The sequence below is a fragment of the Pseudomonas sp. LBUM1655 genome (assembly GCF_059716085.1).
Genome location: NZ_CP166801.1, coordinates 5,871,066 through 5,889,510 on the forward strand (window position 1 = coordinate 5,871,066; position 18,445 = coordinate 5,889,510).

Consider the following 18,445-nt stretch of genomic DNA (forward strand, 5'->3'; position numbering starts at 1 on the left):
TGTTAGGCTTGCCGGTTCGCAGCAGCCCCGGAAGGCTGCCGGCAAAGTCTTTCCTGGAGATCTCATGAATCTACCGCTGATTCTCAACCTGCTGGTGTTCCTCGCCCTGCTCTTCGGTCTGGCGCAAACCCGCCACACTTCGTGGAGCCTGGCGAAAAAAGTCCTGCTCGCGCTGGTGTTGGGCGTAGCGTTTGGCGTGGCCCTGCACAGCGTTTACGGTGCCGGCAACCCGGTGCTGAAAGCCTCGATCGGCTGGTTCGATCTGGTCGGCAACGGTTACGTGCAGTTGCTGCAAATGATCGTCATCCCGTTGGTGTTCGCCTCGATCCTCAGCGCCGTGGCGCGTCTGCACAACGCTTCGTCGCTGGGCAAGATCAGCTTCCTGACCATCGGCACGCTGCTGTTCACCACGGCGATTGCGGCGCTGATCGGTATCGGCCTGACCAACCTGTTCGGCCTCACCGCCGAAGGTCTGGTAGCCGGCACGCAGGAAATGGCCCGTCTGCAAACCATTCAGAGCGACTACGCCGGCAAGGTCGCCGACCTGAATGTGCCGCAACTGTTGCTGTCGTTCATCCCGCAGAACCCGTTCGCCGATCTGGCGCGGGCCAAGCCGACCTCAATCATCAGCGTGGTGATCTTCGCCGCGTTCCTGGGGGTTGCCGCGCTGCAACTGCTCAAGGATGACGTCGAGAAAGGTCAGAAAGTGATCAACGCCATCGATACCCTGCAAGCCTGGGTGATGCGTCTGGTGCGTCTGGTGATGAAGCTGACCCCGTATGGCGTGCTGGCGCTGATGACCAAAGTGGTCGCCGGCTCCAACCTGCAAGACATCATCAAGCTCGGCAGTTTCGTGGTGGTGTCGTACCTCGGTCTGGGCCTGATGTTTGTGGTGCATGGCTTGCTGGTGTCGGCTGCCGGGATCAACCCGCTGCGGTTCTTCCGCAAGATCTGGCCGGTACTGACATTTGCGTTCACCAGTCGTTCCAGCGCGGCGAGCATTCCGCTGAGCATTGAAGCGCAGACCCGTCGTCTGGGCATTCCGCAATCGGTGGCCAGTTTCGCGGCTTCGTTCGGTGCGACCATCGGCCAGAACGGTTGCGCGGGTCTGTACCCGGCGATGTTGGCGGTGATGGTGGCGCCGACCGTGGGCATCAACCCGCTGGATCCGCTGTGGATCGCGACGCTGGTGGCGATTGTCACGCTGAGTTCGGCCGGTGTGGCGGGCGTGGGTGGCGGTGCGACGTTTGCCGCGCTGATCGTGCTGCCGGCGATGGGCTTGCCGGTTTCACTGGTGGCGTTGCTGATTTCGGTCGAGCCGCTGATCGACATGGGTCGCACGGCGTTGAACGTGAGTGGTTCGATTACTGCCGGTGCGATTACCAGCCAGGTGATGCAGCAGACCGATAAAGAACTGCTGGATGCTGATGAGCATGCGGAGTTGGCGCAGGCTTAAGTAGCGCCTGAAAGACCGCTTTCGCGAGCGGGCTCGCTCCCACATTGGATCTGTGATCGACACAAATCCCCTGCGGGAGCGAGCCTGCTCCGGGCGGCGTTCCGACGAAGCTCTTAAGCTTTTTCCCAGACTTCGAAGTTGTACGCCGGTTTGTCGCCTTCAGCCGGATTCGGCACATTCGACACCAGTGTCCACTGGTTCAAATCAAACTCCGGAAACCACGCATCGCCTTCCGGGCTCAACGCTACACGGGTCAGATACAGACGATCCGCCTGCGCCAGCCCCTGCGCATACAACTGCGCGCCGCCAATCAGCATCAACTCATCGACGCCCTGCTCTTTCGCCCATTCTTCGGCGCGAACCACCGCAGCTTCCAGCGACGGATAAACCTCCGCACCTTCCAGTACCAGGTCTTGCTGACGGCTGACCACGATGTTCAACCGGCCCGGCAGCGGACGACCGAGCGAGTCCCAGGTCTTGCGACCCATGATGATCGGCTTGCCCAAGGTCGTGGCCTTGAAGTATTTGAAGTCCCCCGGCAGGTGCCAGGGCATGCTGTTGTCGACGCCGATCACGCGGTTTTCACCGAGGGCTGCAATCAGGCTGAGGGGGAGTGATTTAGTCATGCCGGCGAGGATACCAGAGCCTCGCTTGACCCGATAAGCGCCACAGCGGTTATGCTCACGGCTCAATTGAGCGACGGGATGCCGCGTGACACAACTGACTCCACTGCAAAACCTCTGGTTAACCGAAACCGTGCGCCTGCGCGAAGAACACGCAGGCCCCCTGGAAGATCTGGAAGCCAATCGTCTGGCCCGGGCGGCCGGCGGTGATCTGCCGAGCCGGATTCAGCGCCGTGCCTTGTGGCTGGCCGAGCGTGACGGGCTGACGAGCGCACTCACACACTGGCTGCAAGGCGCACGTCTGGCGCTGGTGCTGCTGATGGTTTTCGCCGTGTTGAGCGGCGCCGGACTGGCCTTCGCCGCGCTGGGGCAACCCCCGGTCAATGTGTTCTGGGCCTTGGGCAGCCTGCTCGGGCTGAATCTGATTCTGCTGCTGAGCTGGGCGCTAGGGCTGATCTTTGCCGGCGAACACGGCGCCACGCTCGGGCGCCTGTGGTTATGGCTCAGCGAAAAACTCGCCCGCGATGCCAAAGCCGCGCAACTGGCGCCGGCCCTGCTGCTGATGCTGCAACGCAAGAAACTCAATCGCTGGGCCCTCGGCGCAATGGTCAACGGCCTGTGGCTGCTGGCGATGCTCAGCGCGTTATTGTTGCTGCTGACCCTGATGGCGACCCGGCGCTACGGCTTCGTCTGGGAAACCACCATTCTCAGCGCCGACACGTTCATCAACATGACCCAGGCCCTCGGCTCGCTGCCGGCGCTGCTCGGTTTCAATGTGCCGACGGTGGAAATGATCCGCGCCAGCGGTGACGGTGCGCTCGATATCGAAAGCGCGCGTCAGGCCTGGGCGACGTGGCTGGTGGGCGTGCTGGTGGTTTACGGCGTGCTGCCGCGCCTGCTGCTGGCGCTGTTGTGCTTCTGGCGCTGGAGCAGTGGCAAATCGGCGCTGCGCCTTGACCTGAACCTGCCCGGCTACGCCCAACTGCGCGAACGCCTGATGCCGACCAGCGAGCGCCTCGGTGTCACCGACGCGGCGCCCGAGCACCTGCACCGCGTCGAAAGCAGCGTCAGCGAACACGCCAGCGACGGCGCATTGCTGGTGGCCATCGAACTCGACGAGCAACGCCCATGGCCGCCCGCGTTGCCGAAAAACGTCAGCAATGCCGGCGTCCTCGACAGCCGCGAATCGCGCAACAAACTCCTCGAACAACTCAGCCGCTTCCCCCCGGCACGGTTGGCGATTGCCTGCGACCCACGACGCTCGCCGGATCGCGGCAGCCTTGCGCTGATCGCCGAACTGGCGCGCAACGCCAGCGCCACCCGCGTTTGGCTGCTACAGGCGCCACCTGGCGAAGCGCTGGACGCTGAACGCCTCGGTGACTGGCACATCGCGCTGCAACAGTTGGAGCTGCCATTTGCCGATAGCGCGCCGTTGAACTGGCTGGAGAACGGTCATGAATGATGCCTTCAAAGCACCGCTGAAACTCGCGGTGGTGGGCCACACCAACGTCGGCAAGACCTCGCTGCTGCGCACGCTGACTCGCGACGTAGGCTTCGGCGAAGTCTCGCATCGGCCGAGCACCACCCGACATGTCGAGGGCGCGCGGTTGTCGGTGGACGGCGAGCCGTTGCTCGACCTCTACGACACGCCGGGGCTGGAAGACGCCATCGCCCTGCTGGATTTTCTCGAACGACTGGAACGCCCCGGCGAACGCCTCGATGGCCCGGCGCGATTGGCGCGGTTTCTCGACGGCAGCGAGGCGCGTCAGCGTTTCGAGCAGGAGGCCAAAGTGCTGCGGCAACTGCTCGCTTCCGACGCCGGTCTGTATGTGATCGACGCCCGCGAGCCAGTGCTGGCGAAATATCGTGATGAACTGGAAGTGCTGGCCAGTTGCGGCAAACCGCTGCTGCCGGTGCTGAACTTCGTCAGCAGCGCCAACCACCGTGAGCCGGACTGGCGCGAGGCGTTGGCGCGCTTGGGCCTGCATGCGCTGGTGCGTTTCGACAGCATCGCACCGCCGGAGGATGGCGAGCGGCGATTGTATGAAAGCCTCGCGCTGCTGCTGGAAAATGCCCGGCCGCAACTGGAGCGGTTGATTGCTGATCAGCAGGCTCAGCGCCTCGCCCGTCAGCAAAGTGCAGCACGGTTGATCGCCGAACTGCTGATCGACTGCGCCGCGTGCCGACGCAGTGTGGTCAGCGAGGCCGAGCAGGAACAGCAAGCCATCAGCGAATTGCGCAAGGCTGTGCGTCAGCGTGAGCAGAAGTGCGTCGAGGCGTTGCTCAAGCTCTATGCGTTCCGCCCGCAGGATGCAGCGGCCAGTGATTTGCCGTTGCTGGATGGGCGTTGGGGCGATGACTTGTTTAACCCGGAAACCTTGAAGCAACTCGGTGTGCGGGTGGGCGGTGGGATCGCTGCCGGTGCGGCTGCCGGGGCTGGAGTCGATTTGCTGGTGGGCGGAATCACCCTCGGTGCTGCCGCGTTGGCGGGTGCGATTGCCGGTGGCGCGCTGCAAACCGCACGCAGTTATGGCAGCCGCTTGCTGGGCAAGATCAAGGGGCAGCGGGAATTGACGGTGGACGATGGGGTGTTGCGGCTGTTGGCGTTGCGGCAGCGGCAGTTGCTGTTGGCGCTCGATCAGCGCGGGCATGCGGCGATGGATGCGGTTCAGGTGGCGACACCGCAGGACAAGACCTGGCGTGAGGGCAAGTTGCCTGAAGCGTTGAGCAAGGCGCGGGCACATCCGCAGTGGTCGTCGCTGAATCCGCACGCGAAGTTGAATCAGGCTGAGCGGCAGGAGCAGATTGAGTCTTTGGCCAAGGATTTGTAGCGGCTGATCTGGCGCTATCGCGAGCAGGCTCACTCCTACAGTGGATCGCGTTTACCTTGTAGGAGTGAGCCTGCTCGCGATAGCCGCACCTCGGTCCAAAGACTCAAGCAGCAAGAAGTCGCACCGCTTTCTCCTTCAACACCCGAAGATCAATCACCGGCACCGCCGTCTCCTTCGCCAACTCATCCCACTGGCGCATCCGCAGACTGATGGCACACAAGGGATCACGCTCGAAAGCATCCGCCTCGGCCTCAGTCATCACGCCGCCCTGATAGTCCAGCGTCCTGCGACTCGCCTCACTCAACCGCTCGAAGTACCCAAGCTCACGCAACGTCAGATAGCGCTTGGCCTGCACGTGATACTCCACCAACCGCGCCATCCGCTCGCCGAATCCCGCCTCACGCAAATAATCCGCGCCAAGCCGTTCATGGCTGACCACACCATAGCCGCCCATGTTCTCCGCGCCCTCGGCACACAAATGGCCGATGTCGTGGAAGAACGCTGCGAGCACCACTTCATCATCAAACCCTTCAGCCATCGCCAACTGCGCAGCCTGAGACATGTGCTCGATCTGCGACACCGGCTCGCCGATGTAATCGCTGCTGCCAAAGTGTTCATACAGGGTAAACACCCGATCAACGACATGCTCGTGACCTGCCATCAAACCTCCTCCAGCAACTGCGCCACATTGCGCTCGGCCATCGCCGGGCCGACGCTCATGCCGACACCAGTGTGCATCAGCGCCACACTGAGCCCCGGTGCCGGGCGCAAGAATGAAAACGGCCCCGGTCCCCGAGAACCATAGACGCCCTGCCAGCGCTCGACCACTTGCACCTTGCAGCCCAGCGTCTGCTCGGCCAGTTCAATCATCCAGTCATCCACTCGCTCGGCGTTGAACGGTGACGGATCATTACCATAATGGTGCGAGTCACCAATGATCAGTTCGCCGTAGGGGGTCGGGCTGATCAGCAAGTGAATGCCGTTTTCATGCAGGTGCGGTTGTTCACGCAGGATCTGCGCCTGCACTGCCGCCGCCTCTGGCAAATCAGCGAAGGCGCCGTAATGCACGCAACTCAGGCCGGTGAGCAAGGCGTGTTGCAAATTCAGTTCGACTTGCGGTTTGGCGCGGAGCATTTGCAGGCGGCAGATTTGTGGGTCGAGTGCGGCAATCGGCTCGGCCAGCAGGGTCTGATAATCGTGGCCGGAGCAGACGATGATTTGCTCGGCGGTGAAGATCCCGGCCGTGCTGTGCAGGCGCCCCGGTTCGACATCGCGCACCAGCGTGGAGAAGTGAAACTCGACGCCGAGGTCGCGGCGCAGGTAATCGATCAGCGCCAGAATCGCTTCACGCGAGTACAACTGTTGATCATCCATGCCGTGGAGTGCGGCGCGGTGATGGCTGAACTGGCCGTGGTACAGATCGCGCAATGCGGCGCCGCGCAGCAAGTCCACGTTGTAACCGTGTTCCACGGCGCGGCCGGCGCAGAAGGCCTCAAGCAAGTGCTCTTCGGCTTCGGTTCGGGCGAACAGGTACGAGCCGTTGCGCTTGATTTTCAGGCCGGCGAGTTGCGCCCAGTCGCCCCATATCTCGCGGCTGGCCTTGGCCAGTTCGAGCATCGGGCCGGGTGGCTGGCCAGTGACCAGTGCCTGACCGAAGTTGCGCACCGAAGCGCCGAGGGGCGTGGCGGTACGTTCGAAAACCGTAACCTTCAGGCCGCGCTTGGCGGCGGCGTAGGCGTGGGAGAGGCCGAGAATGCCGGCGCCGATGATGAGCAGGTCTTTGTGTTGTGTCATTTAGAGGTGCTCTGAATGAGAGACCGATTTCGCGAGCAGGCTCGCTCCCACAGGGGATTTTTGGTGCCCACGGACTTTGTGTTCACTGAAGATCCAATGTGGGAGCGAGCCTGCTCGCGAAGGGGCCCTGTCAGTCGATAAAGATCTTACTTGGCCACGACTTTCTCGGACTTGCCGTCATAGCGCTTGCGCCACTCGGTGAGGATCTCGTCGCGGTTCTTCGAGGCCCAGGCAAAGTCGTTCTTGATCAAACGCTGCTCATAATCCGCCGGCAATTCAGTCTGCGGTTTGGCGATGCCTGGTTGGGCGAGAACGGCGAAGTTCTCTTTGTACAGATCCATCGCTTGGGCGCTGGCGGAGAAGTCGGCGAGTTTCTTCGCGGCTTCTTCATGCGGCGTGCCTTTGATCACGGCGGTCGCTTCGATCTCCCAGCCCAGGCCTTCCTTCGGCAGGATGATGTCCAAAGGCGCACCTTGACGCTTCAGCTGTACCGCCGGGTATTCAAAGGAAATGCCGATCGGGAACTCCCCCGCCGCCGCCAGTTTGCAAGGCTTGGAACCGGAGTGAACGTATTGGCCGATGTTCTGGTGCAGGCCGTCCATGTAAGCCCAACCCTGCTTTTCGCCAAAGGTTTGCAACCAGGCGCTGACGTCGAGGAAACCGGTGCCGGAGGACGCCGGGTTCGGCATGACGATCTTGCCTTTGTACTCAGGCTTGGTCAGATCCTGCCAGCTCACCGGTTTGCTCAGACCCTGCTTCTCGGCCTCGACGGTGTTGAAGCAAATGGTTGCGGCCCACACATCCATACCGACCCAGGCTGGCGGGTTGGCGGCGTCGCGGTAGTTCGCGCCGATTTTGCCCAGATCCTTCGGCGCGTAGCTTTGCAGCATGCCTTGCTGATCAAGGATCGCCAGGCTGGAAGCGGCCAGGCCCCACACGGCGTCAGCTTGCGGGCGGGCCTTCTCGGCCAGCAGTTTGGCGGTGATGATCCCGGTGGAATCGCGCACCCACTTGATCTCGACGTCCGGGTTGGCCTTTTCGAAGGCTTCTTTGTAGGACTTGAGTTGTTCGGCTTCGAGGGCGGTGTACACCGTCAACTCGGTTTTTGCCGCGAAGGCATTCAGGCTGAAAGTAGCGAGCACAGCAGCGGCCAGGGCCATAGGCTTGAACATGATCGTTTTCCTGTCTTTTGAGTTGAAGGGCAGTTGAAGGTGCAAATCAGTGACCGGGCGCGGTTTGCCGCCAGGCCTGGGAACGGCGCAGCAAGCCGCGCGAAGCCCACGCCAGCAGCAAGGACACGCCCGCCGAAGTGAACAGAATCAGGGTCGACATCGCCGCCGCGCCGCCGACGTTGCCGGCGTCGTCCATATTCAGCACCGCCACCGCCGCGAGGATGGTGTCGGGGCTGTAGAGGAAGATCGCCGCCGACACGGTGGTCATCGCCGAGACGAACAGGTAGCGCACGATGTCGAGCAGCGCCGGCAGGCAGATCGGCACGGTCACGCGCAGGTAATGCCGGTACAGCGGCGCCTTGAGCGACAGCGCGGCGGCTTCGAACTCGGCGTCGAGCTGACGCAGCGCGGTGGTCGCGGTCATTTGTGCGGTGGTCAAATAATGCGCAATGGTGCAGACGATCAGCAGCGTCATCGTCCCGTACAGCACGTGCAGCGGGTTGCCGGTCAGGTTGAAAAAGAAGACGTAACCCAGACCGAGCACCAGCCCCGGCACCGCCATCGGCACAAAACTGAGCATGCGCAGGGCCAGGTTGAGGCCGCGTTGCGTGCGGGTCTTTTCCATCAGATACGCGCCAGTGAAGATCAGCACACTGCCGATCAGCGCCGTGCCCAGCGCCATCTTCAAACTGTTGCTGTAGGCCAACCAGCCACCGCCGGCGGTTTCGTTGAACTGGTAGTGGTTAAGCGACAGCGACAGGTTGTACGGCCAGAACTTCACCAGCGACGAAAACACCGCCATGCCGAACACCAGCAGCAGCGCCGCGCAGATCAGCAGGACGATCACCAGATAACAGCCATCGCGCAGTTTCGACGGCGCCGGTTTGAACACCTGAGCGCGGCCACTCATGGAATCGCCGTGACGTCGACGCAACCACGCATCGACGCCGAAGCTGAACAGCGCTGGCACCAACAGCACCATGCCGATCAACGCGCCGCGACCGAATTGCTGCTGGCCGACCACGGCTTTATAGGCTTCCAGCGCCAGCACCTGATAGTCGCCACCGACCACCACCGGCACGCCGAAATCGGTGATGGTCAGGGTGAACACCAAACAGAACGCGGCGAACACAGCCTGCCGGGTTGCCGGCCAAGTGATGCTGCGAAACGCCTTGGCCGGGCTGGCGCCCATGCTCGACGCCGCATCGAACAGCCGCGCATCGGCCAGCGACAGCGCCGAGAGCAAAATCATCAGCGCATGGGGAAAGGTGTAAATCACCTCACCCAGCACAATCCCCCAGAAGCCGTAGATGTTGTCCGAGAGCAACCCACGCAACATGCCCTGATTGCCGAACAGATAAACCAGCGCAATCCCCGGCAGCATCGATGGAGCCATCAGCGGCAGCAAGGAAATCCCGCGCCAGATGCCCTTGGCCGGAATCAATGTGCGTTGCAGGGCGTAGGCAAACAGGTAGGCCAGCGGTACGACGATGGCCGCAACGCTGAGGGAAACTTTCAGGCTGTTGCCGAGCAGCCAGTGGAAATTCTCACTGCTCACCAGCTCCTTCGCCGCAACCCAACCACCGCCCTGCCCGGCTTCGCTGCTGAAGCCACGCCAGAAGATCGCCAGCAACGGCAGCAACACCGCGACGCCGAGCAACACCAGCAGCAAGAGTTTGCCGCCGACCACAAAAATCCGGTCGCCGACTTCGGCACGGGAAGTCTGCCGCACCTGCTTGTGCGGTAGCGGCAGCGCGAGGTTGCTGTTCATCAGGCAAACACCTGCAAGCTGCGCGGCGGCAACGCGACCATGATCTGCTGGGCGCCGAGGCGCGGCATGGCTTCTGGCGCCAGTTCGGCGAGTAGCGCATGGCCCGGCAGTTGATCGAGTTCGAAGCTCATGCGGCAGCGATTGCCGAGGAAGGTGATCTCGCGCACCTTGGCCGGGAACAGGTTTTCCTCATGCACCAGCGGATTGACGCTGATCGCTTCCGGGCGGCAGAACAGTCGACCCGAGGCGCCGCTGACGCTGCCATCGGCCAGACGCACATCCATCCCGCCAACCCGGGCGTGGCTGTCGCTGCTGCGCTGGAATGGCAGCCAGTTGCCCTGACCGACAAACTCGGCCACGAACGGCGTAGCCGGGCGGTTGTAGATTTCCTGCGGGGTGGCGTACTGCTCGACGCGGCCGTTGTTCATCACGGCGATGCGGTCGGCCATCAGCATGGCTTCGTCCTGATTGTGGGTGACCATCAGGGTGGTGATGCCGAGGTTACGTTGCAGCTGGCGCAGCTCGGTGCACAGATGCTCGCGCACCCGGGCGTCGAGGGCCGACATCGGTTCATCGAGCAACAACAGCGACGGTGCCGGCGCCAAGGCACGGGCCAGTGCAACCCGTTGCTGTTGGCCGCCAGACAACTGGCCCGGGTACTTTTTCTCACTGCCGGTGAGGCCGACCAGCTCAAGCATCTCACCCACCCGGCGGCGCACTTCATCGCGACCGCTGCCGGCGAGGCCGTAGGCAATGTTCGCTTCGACGGTAAGATTGGGGAACAGCGCGTAGGACTGGAACAGAATGCCGTAGTCCCGGGCTTGCGGGGCGAGGTGCGAGACGTCGCGGGCGCCGAGGTACAACTCGCCGCTGTCCTGTTTTTCCAGCCCGGCGATGCAGCGCAGCAGCGTGGTTTTACCGCAACCCGAGGGGCCGAGCAGACAGACCAGCTCACCGGCCGCGACGTCGAGGGAGACGTTATCCAGCGCAGTGAACGCGCCAAAGCGCTTCTGCACGCCGCGCACTTTCATCGGCGCACCGGGGTTGGTCAGGGCAGTTGCGATTGCAGGATTCATGGGACAGACCTCATCAAGCAGATGAGGCCAATCCTAGAGTTGTAATGCGTCCGTCATGTGGCAGTGAGGCAAAAACGGCTGATAGTGGTATTCGGGGATTTGGGTTCCCCAGAGATCGTTCCCACGCTCTGCGTGGGAATGAAGCCCGGGTAAGCCCGGCCAACCGCACTCAGCGGCACCTGCACAGGCGCCGCTGAGTGCGTTGATCACTCCGTCGGCACTAACTTATCCAACACCCGATTGACCGCCAGCTCTGCCAGCATCACCACTTGGGCGATGCCTTGCAGGGTTTTGCGGTGCGTGCCTTCAACCATTGCCACATGGTTGTGCAGCAACACGATGGCCGAGCCGAGGGTTTCACTGGCGTCCGCGATCAGGGATTCGGTGTCGGCCTCGGGGTGCGCCATGTACAGGGTGTTGGGTTTGTAAGGTGCGGCCATGATGGCTGCAGTTGGCGGGCAGAGATAGTGGTCGAGGGCGCGCTCGGCGGCTTCGTGGAATTTCTTTGAATCGGGCGATTCGTAGGGGGAGCCCGGGTCGGTGACCGGCGGGTTTGGCGTTGGTTTAATCATCTTCAGGTTCCGAAATTAAGCTGGAACCGCTTCTCTGCTAAAAGAAGGGGGGGCAGCTGAACGCAGGTTAGCAGACCGGGGAACCTAAGGAAGCCGGCGCGCCGAAGCGCCCTGCGCACAGCCGCCATCGAGTGCAGGCACGGAGCCTGACTGATGATGTATGTGCACCCTTAGATTAACCACGGGCTGCTAAACCCGATCACTGGGAATCAGTGATGCGAACCAAGTTACGCAGCCCGCCCAAGGCGCACAAGCCGGCGGATTCTGGTGCATGCGTAGGCAGCGGCGCAAGGATTTGTAGGCTGTCGGGCGTAACACCGAGTGTCTTTAAACACCTGTGCTGGAAAGGGTTTATTGCACTACAGGGATTGTGGATTTGCCTGTCGGATTTTGCTGCGGCGACTGACGCCTTCGCGAGCAGGCTCGCTCCCACAGGGGATTTTGGGTGTTTACAAATTATGTGTTCACCACAGACCCTATGTGGGAGCGAGCCTGCTCGCGAAGAGGCCCGGCCATTCACCGCAGCATTCAGGCCGGAGACATCTCCTGCGCCAACCCCAGAAACGCCGCCGGCAACCGCGCACTCTTGCGCTCCTTGAGGCAGTACAGATACTCCGGAATCTGCGGCGCATTCTCGATGGTCAGCACGCGTAACTGCGGATCATGCGGCACTTCCTGGCGGGCAATGATGCTGATGCCGATGTTGCGCAGCACCGCCTCACGAATTGACTCGCGGCTGCCGATCTCCAGCAACGGGCCGAAACTCACCCCGGCGCTGGCCAGCAATTCTTCGGTCAAGCGCCGCGTGGTCGAACCGGACTCGCGCATCAGCAAGGTATGCCCGGCCAACGCACTCAACGTCACATGCTCATGCACCGCCAACGGATGATTGCGATGCACCGCCAGCACCAGCGGATCGGTGCCGAGCACCCGGCGAATCAGCCGCGCGTCATCGAGCAACTGCGATGACGCGGCGACGTCCACCCGGTAATCCTCAAGCGCTTCCAGCACCTGCTGCGAGTTGCCGATTTCCACCGACACTTCCACCTGCGGCAGACGCTCGCGGAAGGTCTTCACCAGATCAAGGATGTAATACGGCGCGGTGGCGGCGATGCGCAGCGTGCCTTGCACCTGGCCGCTGTTGCGCAGGAAGAACTCGATATCGGCCTCCTGCTGCAACAACGCCTTGACCATCGGCAGCAACCGCGCGCCTTCGTCGCTGACGCTGAGGCGGCGACCGCCCCGGTAGAACAGCTCTACCGAATACTGGCTTTCCAGATTGCGGATCTGCGTGGTCACGGTCGGTTGGCTGAGGCCGAGTTTCTTCGCCGCCAGGGTGATGCTGCCCAAGCGGGCCACCATGTAAAACGCCTTCAGCTCGGCACTCAGCACACCCGTCCCTCTCGTTTATTTGCGCAGCAGGCGCAAACCGTTGAACACCACCAACAGGCTCACGCCCATGTCGGCAAACACCGCCATCCACATGGTGGCGAGTCCGGCGAAGGTTACTCCAAGGAAGATCGCTTTGATCACCAGTGCCAACGCGATGTTTTGTTTCAGGATGCTCGCAGTATCGCGCGACAGGCTGATGAATGCCGGAATCTTGCGCAGATCATCGTCCATCAGGGCGACATCAGCGGTTTCAATCGCGGTATCGGTGCCGGCGGCGGCCATGGCAAAACCGATCTCGGCGCGGGCCAGCGCCGGGGCATCGTTGATGCCGTCGCCGACCATGCCGACGCGATGACCTTTACCGTAAAGCTCTTCAATGGCTTGCAGCTTGTCGGTCGGCAGCAAGTCGCCCTTGGCCTGATCGATGCCGACCTGCGCGGCAATCGCCTGCGCGGTGTGGACGTTGTCACCGGTCAGCATCAGTGTTTTCACGCCCAGTGCATGCAACTGACGGATCGCCTCGCGGCTGGTCTCCTTGACGGTGTCGGCCACAGCAAACAACGCCAGCGGGCCGGACTTGTCGAGCAGCAACACCACGGACTTGCCCTGTTTCTCCAGCGCAAAGAGCTTTTCTTCCAGTGCCGGCGAGCACAGGCCCAGCTCTTCAACCAGGCGATGGTTGCCCAAGTGATAGGTCTGGCCGTTGATATCACCCTTCACGCCACGCCCGGCCAGCGCTGCGAAGTTATCCACAATCAGCGCGGCGAAGTTTTTATCCACAGCATTCTTAGCGATGGCCAGCGACACCGGGTGGTCGGAGCGACCGGCCAGTGCGGCAGCAATTGCCGGAGCCGTGGCGTCGGCGGTCGGGTCGAGGGACAGGTAGTCCGTCTGCACGGGTTTGCCGTGGGTGATCGTCCCGGTTTTATCCAGCGCCAGATAGTCGAGCTTGAAACCGCCCTCCAGGTACACGCCGCCCTTGACCAGAATGCCTTTGCGCGCCGCCGCCGCGAGGCCGCTGACGATGGTCACCGGAGTGGAAATCACCAAGGCACAGGGGCACGCGACCACCAGCAACACCAGCGCGCGGTAGATCCAGTCGAACCACACGGCGCCCATAAACAGCGGCGGAATGATCGCCACGGCCAGGGCCAACACGAACACCACTGGGGTGTAGATGGTCGAGAATTGATCGACGAAGCGCTGGGTCGGTGCGCGTGCGCCTTGTGCCTGTTCGACGGCGTGGATGATCCGCGCCAGAGTCGAGTTGTTCGCCGCCGCGGTGACCGCGTATTCCAGCGAACCGGCCTGGTTAATGGTGCCGGCGAAGACTTTGTCGCCCACGGCTTTCTCAACCGGCAGGCTTTCACCGGTGATCGGCGCCTGGTCGATGGTCGAGTTGCCGCTGACGACTTCGCCGTCCAGTGCAATGCGCTCGCCGGGTTTCACCCGCACGCGGGCACCGAGTTCGACGACTTTCACGTCCTGCTCGAGCCAACTGCCGTCGGCCTGCTGCACGGTGGCCTGCTCCGGGGTCATCTGCATCAATCCGCTGATCGCATTGCGTGCGCGGTCCAGCGAGCGCGCTTCGATCAGCTCGGCCACGGTGAACAGGAACATCACCATCGCCGCTTCCGGCCATTGGCCGATGAGAATGGCGCCGGTCACCGCGATGCTCATCAGCGCATTGATGTTGAGGTTGAGGTTCTTCAGGGCGATCCAGCCCTTTTTGTAGGTGGTCAGGCCGCCGCTGAGGATCGACACCAGCGCAATGATCGCCACCACCCAGGTCGGCGCGGCGTTGGTGAAGTGGATGACTTCCGCCACCAGAGCACCGACGCCGGACAACGCCAGCGGCCACCAGTGTTTTTTCACTGGCGCGGGGGCCGGAGCTTCGACGCCAGCCTCCAGCGGCTCGGCGTGCATGCCGAGGGATTTGATCGCCTCGGTGATCGGCTCGGTGCCCGGCAGCGTGTGGGTCACGCCGAGTACGCGGTTGATCAGGTTGAATTCCAGTTGCTCAACGCCCGCAAGTTTGCCGAGTTTGTTCTGGATCAGCGTCTGCTCGGTCGGGCAGTCCATCGCCTCGATGCGGAAACTGCTCAGCCGGGCGTCCGCGCTTTTCGCCTCGCTCAGTTGCACCAGCGCAGGCGCGGTCGCTTTCGTCGAGCAGCATGAATCTGCGCTCGTTTGAACTGGCGCAGGCGCAGCGGCTTTCGACCCGCAGCAGGAATCGCCGCCATGGTCGTGCTTATGCACAGGCTGCAATTTTGGGCTGTGGTTATGATCGTGCCCGTCGCCGGGCTTGTGGGTGTGCTGGGAATCGCTCATTGGTCGCGTCCATGAAGGTGCCTGTTGCCAAGTAAAGACCCTGTAGCCACTATAGGGTCAAGCACCCTTTTGGAGATTGTCGTCATGAAGATCGGAGAACTGGCCAAACTGACCGATTGCGCCGTGGAAACCATCCGCTACTACGAGCGCGAAAACCTGCTGCCGGAACCGGCCCGCAGCGACGGCAACTACCGCGTCTACACCCAGGCCCACGCCGAACGCCTGACCTTCATCCGCAACTGCCGCACCCTCGACATGACCCTCGAAGAAATCCGCAGCCTGCTGGCCATGCGTGACAGCCCGCAGGATCAGTGTGAAAGCGTGAACACGTTGATCGACGAGCACATCCAGCATGTGAAGGCGCGGATTGATGGGTTGTTGGCGTTACAGACACAGTTGCTCGACCTGCGCCAACGCTGTGGCGAAGGGCCGGGGGCCGATCAATGCGGGATTTTGCAGCGGCTGGAAGTGAGTGGCGGGGTGGTGGCGACGGAGGTTGAGCATTCCCATGTGGGCCGCAGTCACGGCCACTGAGCCTTACACAAAACCAAATGTGGGAGCGAGCCTGCTCGCGAATGCGGTGTGCCAGCCAGTATCTCTATGACTGACACATCCTCTTCGCGAGCAGGCTCGCTCCCACATGGGTATCGCGTGGTGGCTTAAACCGCCATCGGCGCGGTCATTGGCGCGTGGTGCTCGTAGCCTTCCAGCGAAAAGTCGCTCGGCTCGACCAGCTCCAGCCATTCCGGCTGATACACGCCCGTCTTGGCAAACTCCGGCACACGATCCGAGATTTTCAGCTTCGGCATGGCGAACGGCTCGCGCTTGAGCTGTTCGTTGAGCATGTCCAGGTGGTTTTCGTAGACGTGGGCGTCACCGATGAAATAGGTGAACCAGCGCGGCGTGTAGCCGGTCAGGCGACCGATCAGGCTCAGCAGTGCGGCGCCTTCGGTGAGGTTGAACGGCGTGCCCAGGCCCAGATCGTTGGAGCGGATGTAGAGGGTCAGGGAAATTTCCTTGGTCTCGACATTCGGGTGGAACTGGTACAGCAGATGGCATGGCGGCAGGGCCATTTCATCGAGCTGGGCGCAGTTCCAGCCGTGGAACAGGATGCGGCGGCTGCCCGGATCCTTGATGATCGTGTCGACGCACTGGCGAACCTGATCGATGGCTTTGTAAAGCACCACGTAGGCCTGACCGTCTTCTTCGCCTTGAGCGATCTGCTTGTAACCGTTGCTCAACGTTTGTTCGATGGCCGCTGTGTTGCTCAGCGGGATCTGCTTGTACGCCGGCCATTTGCGCCATTGCACGCCGTAGATTTCGCCGAGATCGTCGTCGCCCTGACGGAACGGGTTGGCCAGCCACTGGGCGTTTTCGTTGGCGTTCTGGTCCCAGACCTTGCAGCCCAGCTCACGGAATTCTGCGGCGTTGTTCACGCCACGCAGAAAGCCGCACATCTCGCCGATGGCCGATTTGAAGGCCATCTTGCGGGTGGTGATCGCCGGGAAACCTTCCTGCAGATCGAAACGCAGCATCGCCCCCGGAAAACTGATGGTGTTGATGCCGGTGCGGTTGGCCTGCTTGGTGCCGTTCTGGATGACGTGCGAGACCAGTTCGAGATATTGCTTCATGAGTTACCTGTGTCCTTTGAGCCCCGGCGTCGCGCGCCGGGGTTCGTAGTTTAAGCCGTCGGAGCGAGCGGTGCCGCCGGCGCGCGACGATAGGCCAGCCAGATCAGGAACAGCCCGCCGATGATCATCGGCACGCACAACACCTGGCCCATGGTCAGCCAGTTCCAGGCCAGATAGCCCAGTTGCGCGTCCGGGACGCGGACGAACTCGACGATGAAACGGAAGATGCCGTAGAACAGCGCGAACATGCCGGAAACCGCCATGGTCGGGCGCGGTTTGCGCGAGAAGATCCACAGGATCAGGAACAGCGCCACGCCTTCGAGCGCGAACTGATACAGCTGCGACGGGTGACGCGGCAGTTGCGCCGGATCGCTGAATGGCGGGAAGACCATGGCCCACGGCACGTCAGTCGCCTTGCCCCACAATTCGGCGTTGATGAAGTTGCCGATACGTCCGGCGCCCAGACCGATCGGCACCATCGGCGCGACGAAGTCCATCAGCTGGAAGAACGACTTGCCATTGCGCTTGCCGAACCACAAGGCCGCCAGCATCACGCCGATGAAACCGCCGTGGAACGACATGCCGCCCTTCCACACTTCGAAAATCAGCGTCGGGTTGGCCAGGTAAGCGCTCAGGTCGTAGAACAGCACATAGCCCAGACGTCCGCCGACAATCACGCCCATCGACAGCCAGAAGATCAGATCCGAGAGCTTCTCCTTGGACCAGGTCGGGTCGAAGCGGTTGAGCCGGCGCGACGCCAGCAGCCACGCACCGCCGATGCCGATCAGGTACATCAGGCCGTACCAGTGGATTTTCAGCGGACCGATGGCCAGGGCCACCGGGTCGATCTGCGGGTAAGGCAGCATTGCGACTCCTCGTTAGAGTTGAAAGCAGAATTCCCGGGCGACGCTGCCACCTCAGGATTAAGTCAGGATTGCGACGCGATCAAAGCAAAAAGCTTAAACCCACGGTGAACAGCAAAGCGGCGAACAGTCTTTTCAGCAAGCGCGGCGACAATTTGTGCGCCAATCGCGCGCCGATACGGGCGAATACCATGCTGGTCAGAGCGATGCCCAACAGCGCCGGCAAATAGACAAAACCGAGACTATGGGCCGGCAGCAACGGATCATGCCACCCCAGAATCATGAAACTTAATGCACTGGCCAGGGCGATCGGCAAACCGCAGGCAGATGATGTCGCCACGGCCTGCTGCATCGGCACGCTGCGCCAGGTCAGGAACGGCACAGTCAGCGAGCCGCCGCCAATGCCGAAAATCGCCGACGCCCAGCCAATCACACTGCCGGCCACGGTCAGACCGAGTTTGCCCGGCACGGTTCGGCTGGCCTTGGGTTTGACGTCCAGCGCCAACTGCACGGCGATCACCAGGGCGAACACACCGATGATTTTTTGCAGGTTGGGCCCGGAAATCGCTTCGGCCGTCAGCGCACCAAAACCGGCGCCGAGCAAAATGCCCACGGTCATCCACATGAAGATCGGCCAGCGCACGGCACCGCGTCGATGATGCTCACGCACCGCGTTGACCGAGGTGAAGATGATCGTCGCCAGCGACGTGCCCACCGCCAGGTGGGTGAGAATCGACTGGTCAAAGCCCTGCAAGGTAAAACTGAACACCAGCACCGGGACAATGATGATCCCGCCACCGACCCCGAACAGCCCGGCCAGCACACCCGCACAGGCGCCCAGCGCCAGATAGAGCAGAAATTCCATGACCGTCTCCCAGACGCATCCCCAAAACCGGAGCGGCATGGTAACGGATGCATGGCCTCCTGCTCCAC

General features: G+C 62.2%; 16 protein-coding genes. 4 read left to right on the forward strand and 12 right to left on the reverse strand.

Translation table 11 applies throughout. The features are described from left to right. The first annotated feature begins 64 nt into the window (after positions 1-64). Positions 65-1,456 (forward strand): L-cystine transporter, encoded by a 1,392-nt coding sequence (locus tag ACA074_RS26450; RefSeq protein WP_401395774.1) that lies wholly within the window; start codon positions 65-67, stop codon positions 1,454-1,456. A gap of 113 nt (positions 1,457-1,569) precedes the next feature. On the opposite strand, the gene ACA074_RS26455 is transcribed toward ACA074_RS26450, so the two are convergent. Then, positions 1,570-2,082 carry a dihydrofolate reductase gene (locus ACA074_RS26455; protein ID WP_497261553.1) on the reverse strand — a complete coding sequence of 171 codons (513 nt, stop codon included), beginning with the start codon at positions 2,080-2,082 and terminating at the stop codon, positions 1,570-1,572. Positions 2,083-2,167: 85 nt separating this feature from the next. Between ACA074_RS26455 and ACA074_RS26460 the strand changes: the two genes are divergently transcribed. Both ACA074_RS26460 and ACA074_RS26465 read left to right on the forward strand, forming a co-directional pair. Continuing rightward, positions 2,168-3,541 carry a DUF2868 domain-containing protein gene (locus ACA074_RS26460; protein ID WP_497678059.1) on the forward strand — a complete coding sequence of 458 codons (1,374 nt, stop codon included), beginning with the start codon at positions 2,168-2,170 and terminating at the stop codon, positions 3,539-3,541. Next, a complete protein-coding gene (locus ACA074_RS26465; RefSeq protein WP_497678060.1) occupies positions 3,534-4,910 on the forward strand; it encodes a GTPase/DUF3482 domain-containing protein in 1,377 nt (458 codons plus the stop codon). Before ACA074_RS26460 ends, ACA074_RS26465 begins: the two co-directional genes overlap by 8 nt. A gap of 103 nt (positions 4,911-5,013) precedes the next feature. On the opposite strand, the gene ACA074_RS26470 is transcribed toward ACA074_RS26465, so the two are convergent. The 8 genes from ACA074_RS26470 to ACA074_RS26505 all read right to left on the reverse strand — a co-directional run bounded on the left by ACA074_RS26470 (position 5,014) and on the right by ACA074_RS26505 (position 15,018). Then, positions 5,014-5,571, reverse strand: a complete 558-nt coding sequence (locus ACA074_RS26470) for a phosphonate degradation HD-domain oxygenase (RefSeq protein WP_497678061.1) — start codon at positions 5,569-5,571, stop codon at positions 5,014-5,016. Beyond that, positions 5,571-6,704 carry a TIGR03364 family FAD-dependent oxidoreductase gene (locus ACA074_RS26475; RefSeq protein WP_497678062.1) on the reverse strand — a complete coding sequence of 378 codons (1,134 nt, stop codon included), beginning with the start codon at positions 6,702-6,704 and terminating at the stop codon, positions 5,571-5,573. The genes ACA074_RS26470 and ACA074_RS26475 overlap by 1 nt, the downstream gene beginning before the upstream one ends. Before the next feature lie 146 nt (positions 6,705-6,850). Continuing rightward, the gene (locus ACA074_RS26480) at positions 6,851-7,876 is read right to left on the reverse strand and encodes a putative 2-aminoethylphosphonate ABC transporter substrate-binding protein (RefSeq protein WP_187679072.1); all 1,026 of its coding nucleotides are present in this window, start codon (positions 7,874-7,876) and stop codon (positions 6,851-6,853) included. Positions 7,877-7,922: 46 nt separating this feature from the next. Further along, positions 7,923-9,647, reverse strand: a complete 1,725-nt coding sequence (locus tag ACA074_RS26485) for a putative 2-aminoethylphosphonate ABC transporter permease subunit (protein ID WP_489879298.1) — start codon at positions 9,645-9,647, stop codon at positions 7,923-7,925. Next, positions 9,647-10,723 carry a putative 2-aminoethylphosphonate ABC transporter ATP-binding protein gene (locus tag ACA074_RS26490; RefSeq protein ID WP_401270348.1) on the reverse strand — a complete coding sequence of 359 codons (1,077 nt, stop codon included), beginning with the start codon at positions 10,721-10,723 and terminating at the stop codon, positions 9,647-9,649. The genes ACA074_RS26485 and ACA074_RS26490 overlap by 1 nt, the downstream gene beginning before the upstream one ends. Before the next feature lie 206 nt (positions 10,724-10,929). Beyond that, positions 10,930-11,295, reverse strand: coding sequence for a DUF6124 family protein (locus tag ACA074_RS26495; RefSeq protein WP_497678063.1), 366 nt, complete (start codon positions 11,293-11,295; stop codon positions 10,930-10,932). A 528-nt stretch (positions 11,296-11,823) separates the two neighbouring features. Continuing rightward, positions 11,824-12,687: a LysR family transcriptional regulator gene (locus ACA074_RS26500; protein ID WP_497615549.1), complete on the reverse strand. Its 864-nt coding sequence runs from the start codon at positions 12,685-12,687 to the stop codon at positions 11,824-11,826. A gap of 15 nt (positions 12,688-12,702) precedes the next feature. Further along, complete coding sequence (locus ACA074_RS26505; RefSeq protein ID WP_497678064.1) at positions 12,703-15,018, reverse strand: heavy metal translocating P-type ATPase; 2,316 nt, start codon at positions 15,016-15,018, stop codon at positions 12,703-12,705. 84 nt (positions 15,019-15,102) lie between these two features. On the opposite strand from ACA074_RS26505, the gene cadR reads away from it, so the two are divergent. After that, complete coding sequence (gene cadR / locus ACA074_RS26510) at positions 15,103-15,552, forward strand: Cd(II)/Pb(II)-responsive transcriptional regulator (RefSeq protein ID WP_008088440.1); 450 nt, start codon at positions 15,103-15,105, stop codon at positions 15,550-15,552. Between the two features lie 125 nt (positions 15,553-15,677). Here the strand turns inward: cadR and ACA074_RS26515 are convergent, their stop codons facing one another. From ACA074_RS26515 to ACA074_RS26525, 3 genes are all read right to left on the reverse strand, one after another. Continuing rightward, the gene (locus tag ACA074_RS26515) at positions 15,678-16,649 is read right to left on the reverse strand and encodes a thymidylate synthase (protein WP_187679078.1); all 972 of its coding nucleotides are present in this window, start codon (positions 16,647-16,649) and stop codon (positions 15,678-15,680) included. Positions 16,650-16,699: 50 nt separating this feature from the next. Next, positions 16,700-17,515: a prolipoprotein diacylglyceryl transferase gene (gene lgt, locus ACA074_RS26520; RefSeq protein WP_103304351.1), complete on the reverse strand. Its 816-nt coding sequence runs from the start codon at positions 17,513-17,515 to the stop codon at positions 16,700-16,702. Between the two features lie 79 nt (positions 17,516-17,594). Next, a complete protein-coding gene (locus ACA074_RS26525; RefSeq protein ID WP_187679079.1) occupies positions 17,595-18,377 on the reverse strand; it encodes a sulfite exporter TauE/SafE family protein in 783 nt (260 codons plus the stop codon). Positions 18,378-18,445: the final 68 nt, after the last annotated feature.